18 protein-coding genes, 1 tRNA gene and 2 pseudogenes are annotated in these 20,385 nt (G+C 41.4%); 7 read left to right on the top strand and 14 right to left on the bottom strand.

Annotated features, from left to right (window positions below; translation table 11 throughout):
- Positions 1-25 precede the first annotated feature (25 nt).
- The 7 genes from C4S38_RS01295 to C4S38_RS01265 form a co-directional block, all read right to left on the bottom strand.
- Positions 26-886, bottom strand: coding sequence for a pyridoxamine kinase (locus C4S38_RS01295; protein ID WP_103982214.1), 861 nt, complete (start codon positions 884-886; stop codon positions 26-28).
- Between the two features lie 111 nt (positions 887-997).
- Positions 998-1,240, bottom strand: a complete 243-nt coding sequence (locus C4S38_RS16290) for a T9SS type A sorting domain-containing protein (RefSeq protein ID WP_103982213.1) — start codon at positions 1,238-1,240, stop codon at positions 998-1,000.
- 92 nt (positions 1,241-1,332) lie between these two features.
- Complete coding sequence (locus C4S38_RS01285; protein WP_099465090.1) at positions 1,333-1,842, bottom strand: RNA polymerase sigma factor; 510 nt, start codon at positions 1,840-1,842, stop codon at positions 1,333-1,335.
- Positions 1,843-2,185: 343 nt separating this feature from the next.
- Positions 2,186-2,258 (bottom strand) — tRNA-Lys (locus tag C4S38_RS01280).
- A 92-nt stretch (positions 2,259-2,350) separates the two neighbouring features.
- Positions 2,351-3,154 carry an MBL fold metallo-hydrolase gene (locus tag C4S38_RS01275; RefSeq protein WP_099465091.1) on the bottom strand — a complete coding sequence of 268 codons (804 nt, stop codon included), beginning with the start codon at positions 3,152-3,154 and terminating at the stop codon, positions 2,351-2,353.
- A gap of 58 nt (positions 3,155-3,212) precedes the next feature.
- Positions 3,213-4,283, bottom strand: a complete 1,071-nt coding sequence (locus C4S38_RS01270; protein WP_103982212.1) for an asparaginase — start codon at positions 4,281-4,283, stop codon at positions 3,213-3,215.
- 23 nt (positions 4,284-4,306) lie between these two features.
- The gene (locus tag C4S38_RS01265) at positions 4,307-4,918 is read right to left on the bottom strand and encodes a trimeric intracellular cation channel family protein (RefSeq protein ID WP_103982211.1); all 612 of its coding nucleotides are present in this window, start codon (positions 4,916-4,918) and stop codon (positions 4,307-4,309) included.
- A gap of 154 nt (positions 4,919-5,072) precedes the next feature.
- Between C4S38_RS01265 and C4S38_RS01260 the strand changes: the two genes are divergently transcribed.
- A complete protein-coding gene (locus C4S38_RS01260) occupies positions 5,073-6,548 on the top strand; it encodes a DUF3943 domain-containing protein (protein WP_103982210.1) in 1,476 nt (491 codons plus the stop codon).
- An 80-nt stretch (positions 6,549-6,628) separates the two neighbouring features.
- Here C4S38_RS01260 and C4S38_RS01255 read toward each other — a convergent pair whose 3' ends face one another.
- The gene (locus C4S38_RS01255) at positions 6,629-8,266 is read right to left on the bottom strand and encodes an ABC-F family ATP-binding cassette domain-containing protein (RefSeq protein WP_099465095.1); all 1,638 of its coding nucleotides are present in this window, start codon (positions 8,264-8,266) and stop codon (positions 6,629-6,631) included.
- Between the two features lie 435 nt (positions 8,267-8,701).
- Here C4S38_RS01255 and C4S38_RS16205 point away from each other — a divergent pair.
- The 6 genes and pseudogenes from C4S38_RS16205 to C4S38_RS01225 all read left to right on the top strand — a co-directional run.
- Positions 8,702-8,806: pseudogene (locus tag C4S38_RS16205) on the top strand (HU family DNA-binding protein); the annotation flags it as partial.
- Between the two features lie 168 nt (positions 8,807-8,974).
- Positions 8,975-10,249: a replication-associated recombination protein A gene (locus tag C4S38_RS01245; protein ID WP_103982209.1), complete on the top strand. Its 1,275-nt coding sequence runs from the start codon at positions 8,975-8,977 to the stop codon at positions 10,247-10,249.
- Positions 10,250-10,480: 231 nt separating this feature from the next.
- The gene (gene serC / locus C4S38_RS01240; RefSeq protein ID WP_103982318.1) at positions 10,481-11,548 is read left to right on the top strand and encodes a 3-phosphoserine/phosphohydroxythreonine transaminase; all 1,068 of its coding nucleotides are present in this window, start codon (positions 10,481-10,483) and stop codon (positions 11,546-11,548) included.
- A 2-nt stretch (positions 11,549-11,550) separates the two neighbouring features.
- Positions 11,551-12,471 (top strand): NAD(P)-dependent oxidoreductase, encoded by a 921-nt coding sequence (locus C4S38_RS01235; protein ID WP_103982208.1) that lies wholly within the window; start codon positions 11,551-11,553, stop codon positions 12,469-12,471.
- 51 nt (positions 12,472-12,522) lie between these two features.
- Positions 12,523-13,770, top strand: coding sequence for a DUF1015 domain-containing protein (locus tag C4S38_RS01230; RefSeq protein ID WP_103982207.1), 1,248 nt, complete (start codon positions 12,523-12,525; stop codon positions 13,768-13,770).
- A 163-nt stretch (positions 13,771-13,933) separates the two neighbouring features.
- Positions 13,934-15,136: a PAS domain-containing sensor histidine kinase gene (locus tag C4S38_RS01225; RefSeq protein WP_160034618.1), complete on the top strand. Its 1,203-nt coding sequence runs from the start codon at positions 13,934-13,936 to the stop codon at positions 15,134-15,136.
- Between the two features lie 65 nt (positions 15,137-15,201).
- On the opposite strand, the gene galE is transcribed toward C4S38_RS01225, so the two are convergent.
- The 6 genes and pseudogenes from galE to rsxC form a co-directional block, all read right to left on the bottom strand.
- Entirely contained in the window at positions 15,202-16,242 is a 1,041-nt protein-coding gene (gene galE, locus C4S38_RS01220; protein ID WP_103982205.1) for a UDP-glucose 4-epimerase GalE, read from the bottom strand.
- A 23-nt stretch (positions 16,243-16,265) separates the two neighbouring features.
- A complete protein-coding gene (gene rsxA / locus C4S38_RS01215) occupies positions 16,266-16,838 on the bottom strand; it encodes an electron transport complex subunit RsxA (RefSeq protein ID WP_099465101.1) in 573 nt (190 codons plus the stop codon).
- Between the two features lie 18 nt (positions 16,839-16,856).
- Positions 16,857-17,441, bottom strand: a complete 585-nt coding sequence (locus C4S38_RS01210; protein ID WP_103982204.1) for an RnfABCDGE type electron transport complex subunit E — start codon at positions 17,439-17,441, stop codon at positions 16,857-16,859.
- Entirely contained in the window at positions 17,438-18,073 is a 636-nt protein-coding gene (locus C4S38_RS01205; RefSeq protein ID WP_103982203.1) for an RnfABCDGE type electron transport complex subunit G, read from the bottom strand. The genes C4S38_RS01210 and C4S38_RS01205 overlap by 4 nt, the downstream gene beginning before the upstream one ends.
- A pseudogene (locus C4S38_RS01200) lies at positions 18,065-19,035 on the bottom strand (RnfABCDGE type electron transport complex subunit D); the annotation flags it as partial. The pseudogene C4S38_RS01200 and the gene C4S38_RS01205, both read right to left, overlap by 9 nt.
- An 11-nt stretch (positions 19,036-19,046) precedes the next feature.
- Positions 19,047-20,378 (bottom strand): electron transport complex subunit RsxC, encoded by a 1,332-nt coding sequence (gene rsxC, locus C4S38_RS01195; RefSeq protein WP_103982201.1) that lies wholly within the window; start codon positions 20,376-20,378, stop codon positions 19,047-19,049.
- Between the last annotated feature and the right edge of the window lie 7 nt (positions 20,379-20,385).

Raw genomic sequence — 20,385 nt, 5'->3', positions numbered from 1 at the left:
GATGGAAAATAAAATTGGAACTATCTTATACTAGTTTTAGTTCTTTTAAAAATTCGGGAATGCTTTGTTCGAAATTGACCCCGAACCGGTAATCTGTTTTTGCCTTGTATGTTTTTAATATGCTACTTGCTGTAAAACGTACTGCGATGGCTGCAGATTCTACTAAACTAAAATTATTAAGTAAGGCAGATAGTAAAGCACTGGCAAAAACATCTCCGGTGCCATGATAGTAACCCGGTATTCTTTTTATGAAGAAGTATCCTGTTGTGTTGGAAACTTTTTCATAAGTAGCCGCTCCTAATTCGTCTTCTTTGAAATATACGCCGGTCAATACAACTTTTTGAGGGCCTAATTTGCTTAACTTCCTTAATATACTTTCAATATAGGCTTGCGAATAAGGTCCTGCTTTGTAAGGTTCATCCAGAAGCAACGCTGCTTCGGTAAGGTTTGGTACGATAATATCAGCTTTTTCACACAGAGATCTCATACCTTTGGCAAAATCAGGAGTGAATATTTTATATAATTCTCCATTGTCCGCCATTACCGGGTCAATAAGAACCAGGTTGTTGTTTGTCTTGAATTCCCGAATGAATTCTTTTACAATATCCAGTTGTTCGAACGAGCCTAGAAAGCCTGTGTATATAGCATCAAATTGAATATCTAATGACTTCCAATGTTTAATGATAGGGCGCATGTCATCAGTAAGATCTCTGTAAGTATATCCGTCAAAACCTCCTGTATGGGTAGATAAAACGGCTGTTGGCAGGACACTGGCCTCTATGCCTGCTGCGGATAGGATGGGAAGCGCTACTGTTAACGAACATTTGCCAAAACCTGATAAATCGTGGATAGCAGCTACTCGTTTTAAAGTAATTCTATTTTTCATCTTTCATTTGTTGTTTTATTATAAACAATGTATCAAGAAAAAAGTTGGTAGAACCCGCTTATAAACAAGCCAAGAGGCCTAAGTAATTTTCTACTTAGGCCTTTGTTTTGTTTATCGGTTCTTTATAAACTTATGACTACTTTTACCTTTGGATGTGTATATATGAATAATGTAAATACCAGCAGGGTATTCTTTATACGAAATGGAAACAGTTTGATTGCTTCCTGTAAGTTGTTTATTTAATAAGTGGCCGTTTATATCATATAAAATTACTTCTTGGATATGATTAGGTGAACTTATGAATATATTGCCGTCCGCATCAGAGATGATGGATATGTTAAGGTCATTTCCCATTCCTTTTGATTACGCAAAAGTAGATGGTTTTATTATTCAAAAGCCGTCTTGCTGCAGTCAGTAAGGCGGCTTAAATTATGTTGTGTAATTATTTAACCATGCCTGAAATCTTTTAAAATTTTCTGCAGTTCCTGACGGGCAAAGAAAATACGGCTCTTCACTGTTCCCAGAGGTACATTCAGTTTATCTGCGATCTCATTATATTTATAACCACTCAGAAACATAGAAAATGGTATCTTCAATTCATTATTCAAACTATTAATAGCTTTCGTAATTTCCTGAATCTGGTAAGCGCCGTCCGGCGTATCGAATCCCGAATCATTCACAACATCCAAATTGTACAGATCCACTCCTTGGTCTACAACCGTTTGTGTTCTTACAATTTTATGATAATTGTTTATGAAAATATTACGCATAACGGTCAAAACCCAACCCTTGAAATTGATATTATCAACGAATTTTTCCTGATTATCCAATACCTTCAGCGTTGTGTCTTGCATCAAATCCTGAGCATCGTCTCTGTTTGCTGTGAGCATTAATGCAAAATTCATCATATTTTCTTGCATGCTCAATAATTTTTTCTGAAATAGTAAGGCGTTCATATGATATTATTTTTTAATTAATTATTTATTACCCTATCACTATTGATTGATGTTTCAAAAATATAAATAATAAACAGAAATAAACACATCTTTAATGATTGTTAGTATTAAAAATGCCACCTTAATAATTCAGCTATAAAACAGGCTGAAAATGAGCGAAAAATACAACTTATTGGAGATATGGGATTCAATATTTACAAGTCGTCAAATAGAAAATATAACTTAAAATAAAAAAGGGGATACATATATCAAGGATATCTCCCGATTTATGAATCGGACAGAAGTGTTTAAAAACAAAAACAGCACTTTACAATTGATCCTGTAAAAATGCTGTTTGTTGATGTGACCTGGGAGAGGCTCGAACTCTCGACCCAATGATTAAGAGTCATTTGCTCTACCAACTGAGCTACCAAGTCATTCTTGCTATCGTTTGTTTCTCGATTGCGGGTGCAAAGATATTGTTTTAATTTTTCCCTGCAAACTTTTCATTGTCTTTTTTAATGTATATCTATTCAAATTCGAATATATCAGAAGGAGTGGTGCGCTTTAAAGCAACAAGGGCGACATCTTTCCCAACCCGTATACCTTCTTCAAAAAGGCGTATGTCGATTGTTTTGTAAGCCAGCTCCGGATGGTTATTATCACGGCTGAGGTGGCATAACCAGATGTTTTTCAGTTTCGGATCATAGTGTGTCGCAATAAATTCGGCAGCTTCCCTGTTGCTCAGATGGCCGGTCGGACTTGCAACGCGTTCTTTTAGGAATGCCGGGTAAGTACCGAATTTCAACATTTCTTCGTCATAATTGGCCTCTATGATCAGATCTGTAGCCAGACACATATATTTGCTTACGGTATCGGTGATATGTCCGACATCGGTAGCAAAAGTGAATTTATGGTTTTCATATTCGATATGATAACCGACATTGTCTGTGCTGTCATGGGGAACCTCAAAAGCGGTAATCTTGAAATCCCGTATCATAAAAGGAACTTCTTTTTCTATAATCTTGCGTGAACCAATTAATGTTTCTTCAACGTAGCGGCTTTTCTCGATGCCTTCGTGTACCCCTTCCGTACTGTAAACGGGAATACAAAGCTTTTCGCCTAAATAGCCAACCGTTTTTATATGATCTGCATGGTCGTGGGTAATTAAGACCGCTACGATTTTTGAGAAGTTAATCGCTTTGTCTTTCAACACTTTTTTTATAGTGCGGATACCGATACCTGCATCAATCAGTACCCCGAATTCAGGGGTTCCCAGATAATAACAGTTTCCACTGCTTCCGCTTGCTAAACTAAGAAATGATAGTTTCATGATCTTTTATTCCGCATCACTGCTTTTGTGTTCTACATAGTGTTTTCCGTCCATTTGTTCAGGGACGGAATGATTCGGGGATTGTTACTTCCCCGATGAGTGAGCAATTCATGTGATCCTTTACTTCCTCGGGGCTTAACCCGTGGCCGAAAAGGAACATAAGTTTTGTTACTGCACTTTCTGTTGTACTGTCAAAGCCGCTTATTACACCGGCTTCCAATAATTTGTGCCCTGTTTCATAGCGGTGCATTTCAACGCTTCCCCCGCTACATTGAGTAACATTTACAATTACAATGCCACGGTCTACCGCCTCTTTCAACATCTTCAGGAACCATTCCTGCGACGGTGCATTTCCGCTACCGAATGTCTCCATTACTACACCTTTCAGTCCGGGGATATTTAGGATACTTTCTATCACTTGTGGAGAAATACCCGGAAACAGTTTTAATATGGCGATATTCCGGTCCAGCAGATAATGCGGTTTAAGCGGTTTACGCGATACCGGATGATATATTTGTCCGGTATCGTATTTGATATATATACCGGCATGCGCCAATGCCGGGTAGTTATATGAACGGAATGCATTAAAGTTATCTGCATTGATCTTACTTGTCCGGTTTCCGCGCAGCAAATCATTTTCAAAGAAAACACATACCTCCGGGACGATAGGCATTCCGTTTTCTTTTGCAGCAGCTATTTCGATGGCTGTGATCAGGTTTTCCTTTCCATCTGTCCTTAACATTCCGATAGGTAGTTGCGAACCTGTCAGGATAACCGGTTTACTAAGATTTTCGAGCATGAAGCTCAGGGCTGAGGCCGTAAAAGACATTGTGTCCGTACCGTGCAATACGACAAATCCGTCATATTGCTGGTAATTGTCGGCAATGATTTTTACAATCTTCATCCAGGATTCCGGCCCCATCTCCGAAGAATCCATAGGAGGATCGAATTGTATGGTAGAAACGGAATAACCGAGTTTTTTCAGTTCAGGCATATTGTCTTTAAGATGCTGGAAGTTGAAAGATTCCAGTACACCCGTTTCCGAGTTTTCCATCATTCCGATAGTTCCGCCTGTATATATCAGCAGGATAGAGGCTTTTCCCTGTTCGTTATTCATATTAGCTGTCATTGGGACACAAAGGTAATAAATTATTATTCTTCTCCTCTTAATACAGGTACACTTATATGATACTTTACAGCCAATATACGGGAGATAAATATACTGGCAGCTGCAATAAGCTGAGTGAGAGGGGGACTAAACGACAACAGCATACATATATAATATACAACTCCTCCCAGCACGCAGGCCAATGCATAAATATCTTTACGGAATATCAAAGGCACCTCGTTTATCAGTATGTCGCGTATCATACCTCCGAATGCCCCTGTTATTGTCCCCATTACGATAGCTACCCACATCGGGAAACCGAATGACAGAGCTTTTTCTATACCTACGACGCCGAATAATCCCAACCCGATAGCATCGAATATAAAGAACGTATTGTTCAGGCTGATTACATATTTCCTGAATATGATTACAAATAACAGCGCCACAGCCGATATTGTAAGATAGGAGGCCTGCTCCATCCAGAAAGGGGTTGCATTTAGTAATATATCGCGTATTGTTCCACCTCCTACGGCTGTTACTACCCCGATAACGTATGCACCGAACCAATCAAATTGCTTGGCAGAGGCTAACCTTATGCCGCTTATTGCGAATGCAAACGTGCCCGTATAGTCGCAGAATGTGATAAAATCTATCATTATGTTTTTTCTGCAAAAATATGGAATAGTTTGGAATATCGCTCTTTATATTAAGAATACCTAACAATAATTTAAACCAAACGAATATAGTACTGTTTATAATACATAAGTTTGCGGGTAAAATGATAGTAGTGAAGGTGTAAAGAGTATACGAATGAAAAGATATTTGTTATCAGGGTTATTATTTTTTATTTCGGTTCAGTGGTTATGGGGACAACATTTTCCCAGAATGAAAAGTCGTAATTATGTCAGTGATTCAGCCCTTTTTGTTCCCCGTCATCCTTGGAGGGCAGCCGGAGAAGTCTTCGGACTTAATATGGCTGTATGGGCTTTCGACCGCTATGCAATGAATGAAGATTTTGCCCATATAAACTGGAATACGATCAAAAGTAATTTTAGAAAAGGTCCGGTATGGGATACAGACAAGTTTTCAACTAATCTTTTCTCTCATCCGTATCACGGTTCCCTGTATTTTAATGCTGCACGTAGCAATGGGCTGAACTTTTGGCAATCAATTCCTTTTTCAGCGGGAGGCAGTTTGATGTGGGAGTTTTTTATGGAAAATGAGCCTCCCTCTATTAACGACATGTTGGCTACCACCTTCGGTGGGGTAGAGTTGGGTGAAATCACTTATCGTTTATCGGATTTGTTTATCGATAACCGTACTTCGGGTATGGAGCGTGTCGGGCGCGAAGTATTGACAGGTGTGTTATCCCCCGTCCGTGCACTTAACCGTATTATAACGGGAGAGGCTTGGCGCCGTAGCCCTTCTAAAGGGCGTACCTATTCTTCCGTACCGATAAATTTTATCGTGAGTATGGGACCCCGCTTCCTGGCAGAGCAAGAGAATTCAAAGAATGGTACTACGAGTCTGAATATAAATTTCCGTTTGGATTATGGCGATCCTTTTTATGACGAATTTTATTCTCCATACGAATGGTTCCAGTTTCGTTTCGGAATGGATCTGTTTTCCGCCCAACCAGTCATCAGCCAGGTAAATGCTGTAGGAGCTTTATGGGGGAAAAGAGTATGGAATAAAGGACCTCGTGCATTGACGGTTGGTGTTTTCCAGCATTTTGACTACTACGATTCCGAACTCCGCTCGAATAGTGATAAAGAAGTGGCACCTTATCGTATATCGGAAGCTGCGGCAATAGGGGGAGGTCTTATCTATTATAAAGAATCTACTCCGGATGACAAGGTGGATGTATTTACCGAATTTTATGCTACCGGGGTTGCTCTTGGCGCCAGCGTATCCGATTACCTGAAATTGGCTGAACGCGATTACAATCTGGGTAGCGGTTATAGTGTGAAGGCTTATACGGGTCTGAGTTACAATAAAAGATGGGGGCTTCTGCTGGATATTGAAAACTATCATCTTTTTACCTGGAAAGGATATGACCCGGATATAAATTGGAATGAGATCGATCCTACAACGCTGAATGTGCAAGGCGATACCGGTCATGCGCGTTTAACGGTATTTTCTGCAAAACTGTTCTATCTGATAAAAAACAGATGGAGTATTATTTTAAGCAACCGCTATTTTTCCCGCCGTACACATTATAAATATTATGATGATATTGAAAGCTCCACTTACGATGTCATGCTGAGTGTGGGCGTCCGGATATAAACATGCTTTGGAAAATCATCCTGATGTTTTTATAAAATGATCGGGATGATTTTCCAAAAACATTGGGATGATTTATATATTTAGCTTTTCCGTTCCAACTCGCGGAGGTTTTCCATTTTCTTACGTTGCATGAATTCGTAAATACCTTCCAGATGTTCGGTCACTTTTTGGTTGCCGAACTCATATACCTTTGTTACAAGGCCATCCAGGAAGTCTCGGTCGTGTGATACAACAATCAATGTCCCGTCAAAATCGAGCAGTGCTTGTTTCAGGATGTCTTTTGTCTTCATGTCCAGGTGGTTGGTCGGCTCATCCAGAATCAGCAGGTTTACAGGTTCCAGTAGCAGCTTTATCATTGCCAGTCGCGTACGTTCTCCTCCTGAAAGCACCTTTACTTTCTTGGCCGAATTTTCACCTCCGAACATGAATGCACCCAGCAAGTCTTTTATCTTGTTGCGGATATCGCCTTGTGCTACGTCGTCGATGGTCTGGAATACCGTCAGGTTTTCATCCAGCATGGATGCCTGGTTCTGTGCAAAATAACCGATCATTACATTATGGCCGATTGTTAGTGTGCCATCGTGCTCTATTTCTTTCATGATGCACTTCACCAATGTAGATTTACCTTCTCCGTTTTTTCCAACGAAAGCAATCTTGTCGCCGCGTTCTATCGTCAGGTTTGCATTACGGAATACGGTATGATCCCCGTAGCTTTTTGTTACACCTTCTATCATCACCGGGTAAGAGCCGGAGCGGGGAGAAGGTGGAAACTTAAGGCGTAAGGCCGAGGTATCTTCTTCGTCTACTTCCAGTATATCCAGTTTTTCAAGCATCTTTACACGGCTTTGTACCTGCAGGGTTTTAGAATAAGTACCTTTGAAGCGTTCGATAAATTCTCTGGTATCGGCAATAAATTTCTGTTGTTCGTCAAAAGCCTTTTGTTGCTGCTCGCGGCGTTCCTTACGCAGTTGAAGATATTGGCTGTAGTTTACTTTATAATCGTAGATGCGTCCCATTGTCACTTCAATAGTGCGTGTGGTGATACGGTCTACAAAAGCGCGGTCGTGGCTGATTACCACAACTGCCTGTCCGTTATCGATCAAAAAATCTTCAAGCCATTGTATAGATTCAATGTCGAGGTGGTTGGTTGGCTCGTCCAACAACAACACATCCGGTTTCTGAAGCAGTAGCTTAGCCAGTTCGATACGCATCCGCCATCCACCACTGAATTCGCTGGTTTGCCGGGTAAAATCTTCGCGCTTGAAACCTAAGCCCAGTAACGTCTTTTCTATGTCGGCATCGTAGTTGATCTCTTCAATCGAATAAAACTTTTCGCTGAGAGCTGACACACGTTCGATCAGTTCCATGTAACTGTCCGACTCATAGTCTGTGCGTGTTTCCAGCTCTTTGTTGATAGCATTAATTTCAGCTTCCATTTCGTGCAAATGGGCAAAAGCCTGGGCTGTTTCTTCAAAAACGGTGCGTCCGTCTTCCGTCATCAGATGCTGAGGGAGATAGGCTATGACTGTATCTTTAGGGGCGGAAACTTTTCCACGGGTTGGCTCGCGTACACCGGCAAGTATCTTCAACAACGTCGATTTACCTGCCCCGTTCTTACCCATCAGGGCAATACGGTCTTTTTCATTTATCACAAAAGATACATCCGAAAATAGGGCGCTTCCGCCAAATTCAACTGTTAGTCCGTCTACTGAAATCATTCTCTATTATATATTAATGTATGCGAATCAGCAGTAGTTATCTCTCGTTTTATTTGTTAGAAGTCAAGTAGTTAAGAATAACAGGCTATTTCTACTTAACTACTTGTCTACTTGACCCCTTGTTTTTTTAACTTCTCTTCTCCTTTAACTCCTGCCGGTTCGCGTAATGTATTAAAGAAGGCGCAAATGTACTAAAAAGCTTCGAGTTTTCAGTCTGTTGTGTTTTCGCAGAAGCAGAATTTGTTTTTATTGTGGCTGAGGCAAATACTACTAATAGGATAGATGGTACAAATAAGATATGGAAGAGCGGAAACTTTGTTTTACCTGTTGCTTCTGAATATCTTGATAGATATTGTGGGCAACGAGGTAAGCAAAGGTGAGAAGGTTTGCTTTCAGGGATTCGGCGCCTTTACCCTTTGAAACCAAACGGAGCGGCCGGGGCGCAATCCACAGACAGGAACTCTGGTAACAGTACGGCCGCGGCGAAGTGTAAAATTTAGGGCGGGGACGGATTTGCTGGAAAAGGTGAATGTAAAATAAATCATAAATAAACAAACATATAGTAAGCATATATCTCCGTATATGGTGTGTTGTTGGGGTATATGCTTACTTTTTGATAGTAAATGCTGCTGTTTAACATCTGTTTTGAACTGTAAATTTCTTTCCTTCCCCTTTGATAAATGAATAAAATATGCGACTTTTGCCAACATGATGAATCAACCGTTAGCAGAAAGATTGCGTCCGAAGACACTGGACGATTATATCGGACAGAAACATTTGGTAGGACAAGGGGCTGTGCTCAGAAAGATGATAGATGCAGGGCGCGTACCTTCGTTTATCCTTTGGGGACCTCCGGGTGTGGGAAAGACAACGTTGGCGCAGATTATAGCGAACAAGCTCGAAGCGCCGTTTTATACGCTGAGTGCGATTAGCTCGGGCGTGAAGGATGTACGCGAGGTGATAGACCAGGCTAAGAATAACCGCTTTTTCAATGCCGTATCGCCTATCATGTTTATAGACGAAATACATCGTTTCAGCAAAGCACAACAAGACTCGTTGCTGAATGCGGTTGAAACGGGAGTGGTTACGCTGATTGGCGCTACGACGGAAAACCCTTCGTTTGAGGTGATACGCCCACTGCTTTCGCGCTGTCAGGTGTATGTGCTGAAATCGCTGGATAAAAACGATCTGCTGACCTTGCTTAATAAAGCGGTAACGGAAGACATCGTGCTGAAAGAAAAGAACATTACGCTTACCGGGACGGATGCTATGCTGCGATATTCCGGAGGGGATGCGCGCAAACTGCTAAACATTCTGGAATTGGTGGTTTCGGCCGAGGAAAGCGAAAAGGATATAGAAATAACGGATGCTAAGGTTGTGGAGCGTTTGCAGGAGAATCCGGCGGCGTATGATAAAGGAGGCGAAATGCACTACGATATTATATCGGCCTTTATCAAATCTATCCGCGGGAGTGATCCGGATGGAGCTATCTACTGGCTGGCACGTATGGTGGCAGGAGGGGAAGACCCTGAGTTTATAGCACGCAGGTTGCTTATATCGGCTTCCGAAGATATAGGACTGGCAAATCCCAATGCTTTGTTACTGGCAAATGCCTGCTTTGACGCCTTAAAAAAGATAGGCTGGCCCGAAGGCCGTATTATCCTTGCCGAAACTACGGTTTATCTGGCTTGCAGCCCCAAAAGCAATTCTTCGTATATGGCGATCAATGCTGCTCTTGACCTGGTGGAACGAACCGGAAATTTGCCGGTACCTTTGCATTTAAGGAATGCACCGACTAAACTAATGGCTGAACTTGATTATGGAAAAGAATACAAGTATGCACACGACTATGCCGGCCATTTTGTCAAACAGGAGTATCTGCCGAAGGAAGTCCGGAACGAACGTTTGTGGATAGGGCAGGAGAATCCTGCCGAAAGTAAGTTGGTGGAGCAGATGAAGAGGCTTTGGGGAGATAGGTTTTAATAACCGGAAACGGATAATTGAAAGTTGAAACTAAATAAAAAGATAATGGCTAAATGACGGGAAGAATGTTGAGAATTAGGGAGAAACGTTAGTGTATGGGTGTATATTTGTATCGTTTTGATTATAATTTTCGGATTTTGGTTTTCAATTATCAATTAAATGCGTACATTAGCCGCCTGTTTTGAAAAACACGTTACTAAAATTATTATAACATTCAAAAAAGACATTGGTATGAAGAAGCACAATTTTTCTGCAGGTCCCTCTATCCTGAGTGAATACACAATTAAAAATACCGCTGCTGCGGTTGAGAACTTTGCAGGTACGGGGTTGTCAATTCTTGAAGTTTCCCACAGAGGAAAGGAATTTGTAGCAGTCAATGACGAAGCGCGTGCATTAATTAAAGAATTACTGGATGTTCCTGCCGGTTATGAAGTTGTATTTATGGGTGGCGGAGCAAGCATGCAGTTCTGTATGGTACCATATAATTTGTTGAACAAGAAAGCTTCTTATCTGGATACCGGTACATGGGCTTCCAAGGCCATTAAAGAAGCAAAACTGTTTGGTGAAGTAGATGTAGTAGCTTCTTCAAAGGATGCTAACTATACTTATATTCCTAAAAATTATAAGGTAGCCGAAGATTCCGATTATTTCCACTTTACTTCGAACAACACGATTTACGGAACAGAAATGCGTTACGATCCGGATATGAAGGTTCGTTTGGTTGCAGATATGTCTTCCGATATATTCTCACGTCCGATTGACATATCCAAATATGACGTTATCTATGCCGGCGCACAGAAAAACCTGGCTCCTGCAGGTGTAACGTTGGCTATCGTCCGTGTAGACGCTTTGGAACATGTAGACCGTCCTATCCCTACCATGTTGAAGTATAAGACACACGTTGATAAAGATTCTATGTTTAACACCCCTCCAGTGTTGCCGATTTATTCAGCATTGCAAACATTGAAATGGTATAAGGAGCAGGGCGGTGTGGCTGTTATGGAAAAGAAAGACAAAGAAAATGCAGCTATATTGTATGATGAAATAGACCGTAACAAGTTGTTTAAAGGTACCGTTGCTGTAGAAGACCGTTCTATTATGAATGTTTGTTTCATAATGAACGATGAATACAAAGACTTGGAAGACGAATTCAGCAAGTTTGCTTCTGCTGCCGGTATGGTAGGTATTAAGGGACACCGTTCGGTAGGCGGATTCCGCGCTTCTTTGTATAACGCTATGCCTAAGAGCAGCGTTGAGGCTTTGATTGCTTGCATGAAAGAATTTGAAAGAACACATTGATTATGGCAAAAGTATTAGTGGCAACAGACAAACCTTTCGCAGCGGTAGCTGTGAAAGGTATTCGTGAAGTAGTAGAAGGAGCAGGCGACGAATTAGTCCTGCTGGAAAAGTATACGGAAAAGCAACAGTTATTGGATGCTGTGAAGGATGTGGAGGCTATGATTGTCCGTAGTGATATTATAGATGCCGAAGTGTTTGATGCAGCAAAAAAACTGAAAATAGTAGTCCGTGCAGGTGCTGGTTATGATAATATAGACCTGGCTGCTGCAACAGCCCATAAGGTTTGTGTGATGAATACGCCGGGGCAGAATTCGAATGCTGTAGCTGAACTGGTATTCGGTATGTTGGTATATGCCGTGCGCAATTTCTATAACGGAGCTTCCGGTACGGAGTTGAAAGGGAAGAAGCTGGGTATTTTGGCTTATGGCAATGTGGGACGTAATGTAGGCCGTATAGCTAAAGGCTTCGGTATGGATATTTGTGCATATGATGCCCATTGTCATGCTCAGGTAATAGAGAATGACGGTATAAGGGCTGTTGCATCTACTGCCGATCTTTTCAAGGAATGCCAGATTGTATCATTACATATTCCGGCAACTGCCGAAACAAAGAATTCTATCAACTTTGAATTGATGAACTCGATGCCCAAAGGAGCTATTATTGTAAATACGGCCCGTAAGGAGGTGATAGATGAGGCAGGCTTGGCTAAAATGTTTGAAGAACGTCCTGATTTCAAATATATGACAGATATTAAACCGGCTATCGATGCAGAATTGGCTGCCAAGTATCCCGAACGTTATTTCGGAACTCCCAAAAAGATGGGGGCACAGACTGCCGAGGCAAATATAAATGCCGGTATTGCTGCTGCAAGACAAATAGAAGATTTCCTTTGTACAGGTAATCAGAAATTCAGAGTGAATTAATTCATAATATGAAAAGCCGGATTTCTATATTCATTAAAAACACCGTGAATTATGGCAAAAATTAAACCTTTTAAAGGTATTCGTCCGCCCAAAGATTTGATCGGACAAGTAGCTTCTCGTCCTTATGATGTTTTAAATTCGGAGGAAGCGAGAGAAGAGGCGAAAGGTAATGAGAAATCTTTATATCATATTATAAAACCGGAGATAGATTTTCCTGTCGGTACAGACGAACATGATCCTGCTGTATATGAAAAGGCAGCCGAGAATTTCCGGAAATTTCAGGATAAAGGATGGTTGGTTCAGGATGAGAAAGAATGCTATTATGTGTATGCACAGACAATGAACGGCAAGACGCAATACGGTTTGGTTGTTGGTGCTTATGTTCCCGACTATATGAACGGTATCATCAAGAAACATGAATTGACACGCCGCGATAAGGAAGAAGACCGTATGAAGCATGTCCGTGTGAATAATGCCAATATTGAACCTGTATTCTTTGCATATCCTGATAATGCAGAGCTGGATATTATTGTAAAGAAATATACAGCCAGACAGCCTGAATATGATTTTGTTACCCAGTTGGATGGTTTCGGACATACATTCTGGATTATAGACGATGAGGCCGATATAGCCCGTATTACCGAGCTGTTTTCGGCTATGCCGGCTCTTTATATTGCAGATGGCCATCATCGCTCCGCTGCTGCCGCTTTAGTGGGAGCGGATAAGGCAAAACAGAATCCGAACCACTGTGGTGATGAAGAATACAATTATTTTATGGCAGTTTGTTTTCCTGCCAACCAGCTTACCATTATAGACTATAATCGTGTAGTAAAAGATTTGAATGGTCTGACAGAGGCTCAGTTCCTTGAAAAACTATCCGGTAATTTCATAGTGGAAGAAAAGGGTACGGATATTTATAAACCGAATGCTTTACATAACTTTTCCCTTTATCTGGACGGAAAGTGGTATTCTTTAACTGCAAAACAGGGAACATACAACGATAATGATCCGATAGGGGTGTTGGATGTAACTATATCTTCTGATCTGATATTGAATGAGATTCTGGGTATCAAAGACCTCCGTTCCGACAAACGTATCGACTTTGTAGGCGGTATCCGCGGTTTGGGAGAATTAAAACGCCGGGTAGACAGCGGAGAGATGAAAGTGGCTTTAGCTTTATATCCTGTTACGATGAAACAATTAATGGATATAGCAGATACCGGAAACATTATGCCTCCGAAAACTACGTGGTTTGAACCGAAGCTACGATCAGGTCTTGTAATTCATAAATTGTCTTGACAAGAGAATGAGATATAGGAAAGGCGAACCTGACGGGTTCGCTTTTTTATTTTATCTTGTATTTGTGAAAAGTGTTGATTTTTATTGCATATTGATGATTTATAATAGCTGTGCATTCAAATATTTATTTATTTTTGTGCCCAATAATAAGAGGGTGAAATGTATGCTGAATAAACATCAAGACGAGTCAAAGAAAAATTTGACCGGTAATCTAGTATCATTAGAAGAAAAAAACCGGAATATACAGATGCATACAATGCCTGAGTCCATAGGAGCGGAACGAGACCAGGAGAAGATTGCTATTTTAAAAGCTGCTGTTAATATTGGTGATTCTTTGATCTGGGAATATGACGTACAGCATGATCTGATTCACGTTGATTATGACTTAAACGAACATACTAAATTCTCGCGTTTACGAATAAAGCCTTTCAGGAATAAAGAAGATTTTTTGAATGCTATTCATCCCGATGACAGGCAAAATGTGTTTTATGATCATTTTGAACGCCTGATCCGGGGTGAAATAAAAAGTTATAGTATAAAGTATCGTAGAATATTTGAAGGACAGGTACTTTGGGTGGAAGCGAATGTACAACCTTACAGGTATAATGCCGACGGAACACCTAGTTGTGTTGTTTATTACCTGTCTGATATAACCAAAGAATATGAAAGTGAAATGGCTTTGGTGGAAGCACGCGAGGCCGATAGGCTGAAATCGGCTTTCCTGGCAAATATGAGCCATGAAATACGTACTCCGTTAAATGCAATCGTAGGTTTTTCAAGTTTATTGGCCGAAGCGGACGATCATGAAGAGCGCGATTCGTATATGGAAGTAATCAATAAGAATAATGCTTTGCTACTGCAGCTTGTTGATGATATTTTGGACTTTTCGAAAATCGAATCCGGCAAAATGGATTATAATTTTGCCGATGCGGATTTGAAAGGAATATGTATGGATGCATATAATGTACATGTTGTGCGGGTGAATCCGGGAGTGGAGCTTATTTTTAATTTTGAACATCCTTCATTGGTATTGTATACCGATGAACAACGGATTATGCAGGTGCTTTTTAATTTCCTTTCGAATGCTATTAAGTTTACTAAAAAAGGTTCTATTACTATTTCCTATAAGAAAAGGATAGATGACGTTTATGTCTCTGTTGCCGATACCGGGATAGGTATTTCTGCCGAAGATTGCCGGATTGTGTTTAATCGTTTTGTAAAGTTGGATAGTTTCCAGCAAGGTACAGGACTTGGTTTGGCTATCTGTAAAATGATTATCAAGTTTCTGGGGGGGCAAATAGGAGTTGCGTCGGATGAGGGAAAAGGTTCTGTTTTTTGGTTTACATTGCCTTTATCCGAATCATAATATAAAAAGAGGATGCCACTTCAATTTGGGACATCCTCTTTCAATATATAGGATTTTTATGTTTGTTACATGATACCGCGTTCGCGCAGCCTTTGTTGCCATTTCCATGCGGAGGCCAGTGTGTCGGCCAACGTCTCTTCCGATTTCCAACCTAAAACTTTATTGGCACGTTCCGGATTGGCCCATACTTTTTCAATATCACCTTCGCGGCGGCCTACGATTTTGTGAGGAACTTTTACACCGGTAGCTTGCTCAAATGTATTGATCAATTCCAGTACGGTTACACCTTTTCCTGTTCCGAGGTTGAATATTTCAACATTCTCTTCTGTTTTATTGCCCAGCATGCGGTCCATGGCAATAACGTGTGCTTTTGCCAGGTCTACCACATTTATATAATCACGGATACAAGAACCGTCAGGGGTATTGTAGTCATTTCCAAAAACGCTTAATTCTTTGCGGATTCCTATTGCTGTTTGCGTCAGGTATGGAATCAGGTTCTGAGGAACTCCGTTGGGTAATTCTCCGATTTCTGCACTTGGATGTGCTCCGATCGGATTAAAGTAACGGAGAATAATGCTTTTGAAAGGAGCACCTGCATGGATTGTATCGCGGATAATCTCTTCGTTGATCTGCTTTGTATTGCCATAAGGAGAGGTGGCCGGCATGATAGGGGCATTTTCTGTTACAGGCAGGTTTTTCGGATCCGGTTGTCCGTAGACCGTGCATGAAGAAGAAAATACAATGCCTTCAATTCCGAATTCAGGCATCAACTCAAGCAAGTTAACCAACGTGACAATATTATTACGGTAGTATTTAAGTGGTTGTTGAACCGATTCGCCAACAGCCTTGCTTGCTGCAAAAAGAATGATGCCTTTTATTCCCGGGTGGGCTTTCAGTGCTTCGCGGGTTCCTTCTTTGTCTTTCAGGTCTAATTTGATAAACTCAGGGCGTATGCCTGTGATCTTTTCTATACCGTCCAGTACTTCGATATTGGAATTAGACAAGTTGTCAATGATGACAACTTCATAACCGGCATTTTGTAATTCCACTGTGGTATGTGAACCAATATAGCCTGTACCGCCTGCTACTAAAATCTTCTGTTTCATTCTAGTGTTATTTAGATTCGTAATTATACAATACCAGAAAATCCCATGAAAGCCATAGCTAACAGACCTGCAGTAATCAATGCGATAGGAGTGCCTTTCATGCCTTCAGGAACATGGGTCATAGCCAGTTGTTCCCGAATCCCTGCAAAGATAACCAAAGCTAGCGCAAATCCAATAGCTGTTGATATTGCATATACTACGGATTGTAATAAATTATATTCTTTTTGTATTACCAGAATGGCAACACCCAGGATACAGCAGTTTGTTGTGATCAAAGGCAGAAATACTCCCAACGCCTGATAAAGCGCCGGAGATACTTTCTTTAATATAATTTCCACCATTTGCACGAGAGCGGCAATAATAAGGATAAAGCTGATTGTCTGCATGAATCCTAATCCAAAGACGTCCAGAACATATTTCTGGACCAGGAAGGTCACGATCGTTGCAATGGTAAGCACGAATGTAACGGCAGCTCCCATGCCTGCGGCGGTTTCTACTTTCTTGGAAACTCCAAGAAACGGACAAATGCCTAAAAACTGTGCCAGTACTACGTTGTTGACGAATACAGCGGCAATAAATATAAGTATATATTCCATATCGTTCGTTTTTTATAATCAGGCTTTACGGAGTTTATTTACAATTGCGATCAGATAGCCTAATGCAATAAAAGCACCCGGAGCCAATACAAAGATCAATGAACCGTATTCTTCCGGCATGAAAGAGAAGCCGAAGAATTTACCGGTTCCCAACATTTCGCGGATAGCTCCCAATAGAGTTAAAGCCATCGTGAATCCTAATCCGATACCTAAACCGTCAAAGGCAGAAGGAATAATGCCGTTCTTTGCAGCAAATGCTTCGGCACGCCCTAGTACGATACAGTTTACTACAATCAAAGGGATAAAGAGTCCCAGGCTGGCATATAACGCAGGAATAAAAGCTTCCATACACATCTGTACGACAGTTACGAAAGTGGCGATTACCACAATGTATGCCGGTATACGCACCATGTCAGGAATCAGGTTCTTCAACGCTGAAATTACAATGTTTGAACAGATCAATACGAACATGGTAGCCAACCCCATACTCATACCGTTCAAGGCAGAGGAGGTTGTACCCAATGTGGGACACATACCCAGCAATAAGACGAAAGTCGGGTTTTCTCTGATGATACCGTTCATCAATATCTTAAAGTTGCTCATTTCTCACCTCCTTCTTCTGTTTGTGTTTTACTTGTAGCTCCACTTGTTCCGTCGGCTCCGCCTTTGTATGCACTATAAGCGCGGTTTACTGCATCCAGAAATGCCCGGCTTGAAATAGTGGCTGCCGTAATGGCATCTACATCTCCGCCGTCTTTTGTTACAGACAAATTTCCATTTGTCATAGAACGGCCAATTATGCTTTGCTTGTTTTTGTCCGTGCGAAACCATTCCTGCATTTTAGAACCCAATCCCGGGGTTTCTGTATGTTGCAGTACTGAATAATTCAGCAACTTACCTTCCGGATCGAAGCCTACTATTACTTTAATTTCACCACCAAAGCCTTTCTTTGTGTTACTTTCTACAGCGGCTCCTACAAATTTACCATTTTTCGTTGCCGGATAGATGATTAAAGAATCGCCTTCGGAAGTGACAGCTTTATAAGCCTGTTCAGTCGGGTTGTTATCAAATTCCAGAACAACCTGCTGTATTGCGTTTTGCAAAGCTGCAGCTTTTGAGGCTGCAATTGGTTCCAGAGTGTACATATTTACGCCTGCTAATATTGCTCCGGCTACCAGACAGATAATTGTCAGGGATAAGAGCATATTGGGTAATGTCGATTTTAATTTTTTCATGCTTACTTCCCTCCGAAATGTTTAGGTTTGATATAACTGTTAATCAACGGAGTAAATGCATTCATAATGAGAATGGCAAATGACATGCCTTCCGGATAGGAACCAAACAAACGGATAACCGTAGTTAAAATACCGATTCCTACACCGTAAACCAGCATTCCGTTCTTACTCATAGGGGATGTTACATAATCTGTTGCCATGAATATGGAACCTAATAATAAACCTCCTGATAGTAAGTGTACAAACGGATTTGCATACTGCAGCGGATTTACCAGATACATAATACCGGTGAATACAAATACAGTTGCCAGTATTGAAACCGGGATATGCCAGGTAATGATTTTTTTCCATAACATATAGATAAGTCCCAGTATTAATGCAACAGCACTGACTTCGCCTAAACTACCGCCCATATTTCCCAATAACATATTACCGTAGGAAGGTAATTGGGTTATTCCTTCGTTCATTAATGATAATACGGTTGCTCCGGTTTGAGCATCCGTATAGGTCATAGGCAGTTCGCCGGTAACCGGCCATGTAGTCATTTGTGCGGGGAAGGAAATCAGCAGGAATACACGTCCTACCAATGCCGGGTTAAATATATTGTTGCCCAAACCTCCGAATGACATTTTTCCAATACCGATAGCTGCTAAAGCTCCGATTACGATGATCCAGACCGGAAGGTTGGACGGCAGATTAAATGCCAGTAAAACGCCGGTTAATATAGCTGACCCGTCATATAGTGTTGCTTCCTTTTTCATCAGGAATTTTTGGATCAGATATTCGAATACCAGGCAGGAGACAACAGATGTTACAGTAACAATGAGCGCTCCCAGTCCGAAAAAGTAAAGCGATACCAGAAAAGCCGGAATAAGGGCAATCAGTACACCGTACATATTTTTGCTTATGCTGTCGCCACCGTGAATGTGAGGCGAAGGCGATACGTATAATTTGTTTTCCATATTGCTCTTTTTTATGACTTTCTTGCCCTGATAATTCCCATTACTTTACCTTTACCCAAACGGATATAGTCCAGTAACGGACGATTGGCCGGACATGTATAGCTACATGAGCCGCATTCAATACAGTCTGTTATATAATTCTTTTCTGCGAGTTCCCAATTTGTGAATTCGGTAGAGTTCATCAATAGAGTTGGATTTAAACCCATTGGACATACACTGACACATTTGGCACAGCGGATGCAGTCGCGCATAGGTTTACGTACGGATTCTTCCTTATTCATAATCAGCACACCGGAGCTGCCTTTTGTTACCGGTACTTCTGCGCTGATTAAAGCTTTTCCCATCATCGGGCCGCCACCGATAATCTTGCCTGTGTTTTCAGGAATACCGCCGGCCGCATTGATCAATTCCTGGATAGGAGTGCCGATGCGAACCAACAAGTTGGAAGGATTGGCTACGCCTTTACCTGTAACGGTAACTACGCGTTCAAACAACGGTTTGTTCTTTTGTACTGCTTCATAAACGGCATAAGCTGTTCCTACATTCTGTACCACTGCTCCGGCAGAGATAGGAAGTGCACCGCTTTTCACCTGACGGCGGATAACGGCGTCGATCAGTTGTTTTTCTCCTCCTTGCGGATATTGAACTTTCAAAGGCATGATTTCGATCCCGTTGAAATTGGCTGCTAACTTTTGTAGGTGAGCGATTGCATCCGGTTTATTGTTTTCGATGCCTATAATAGCTTTGCTCACATTGACAGCTTTCATTAGCAGGGTAACGCCTACCAGGATCTGTTCTCCTTTTTCCATCATCAACGAATGGTCGGATGTAAGGTAAGGTTCGCATTCAACAGCATTGATAATAACAATTTCTGCCTTATTGCCCGGAGGCGGAGTAAGCTTTACCTGAGTAGGGAAGGTAGCCCCTCCCAAGCCTACGACTCCGGCAGCAGCTATTTTATCTACGATTTCTTTAGATGATAGTTTGCAATCCTTAACCAACGTTTCGTTGCGGTCGATGGATTCTTCCCAATCATCTCCTTCTACATCTATATAGATAGCGGGACGTCTGTAACCGCTTGCGTCGAGAGCGTTATCTATTTTATTTACTTTGCCGGAAACTGATGAGTGGATATTGGCCGATACAAAGCCACCGGCTTTGGCCAGAAGCGTACCGACTTTTACCGTGTCACCCTTCTTTACTACTGCAACAGCCGGAGCACCGATATGCTGTCCTAACGGTATGATAACCTGTTTAGGTGCAGCTAGCGTTGTAATCTTTTTACCGGCAGACAGTTTATTTTCGGGCGGATGTATACCTCCGATTCGAAATGTCCTTAGCATACTATTA

The organism is Parabacteroides chinchillae, from assembly GCF_900108035.1.
Classification (GTDB): domain Bacteria; phylum Bacteroidota; class Bacteroidia; order Bacteroidales; family Tannerellaceae; genus Parabacteroides; species Parabacteroides chinchillae.
This window is presented reverse-complemented; position numbering and strand designations above follow the sequence as displayed.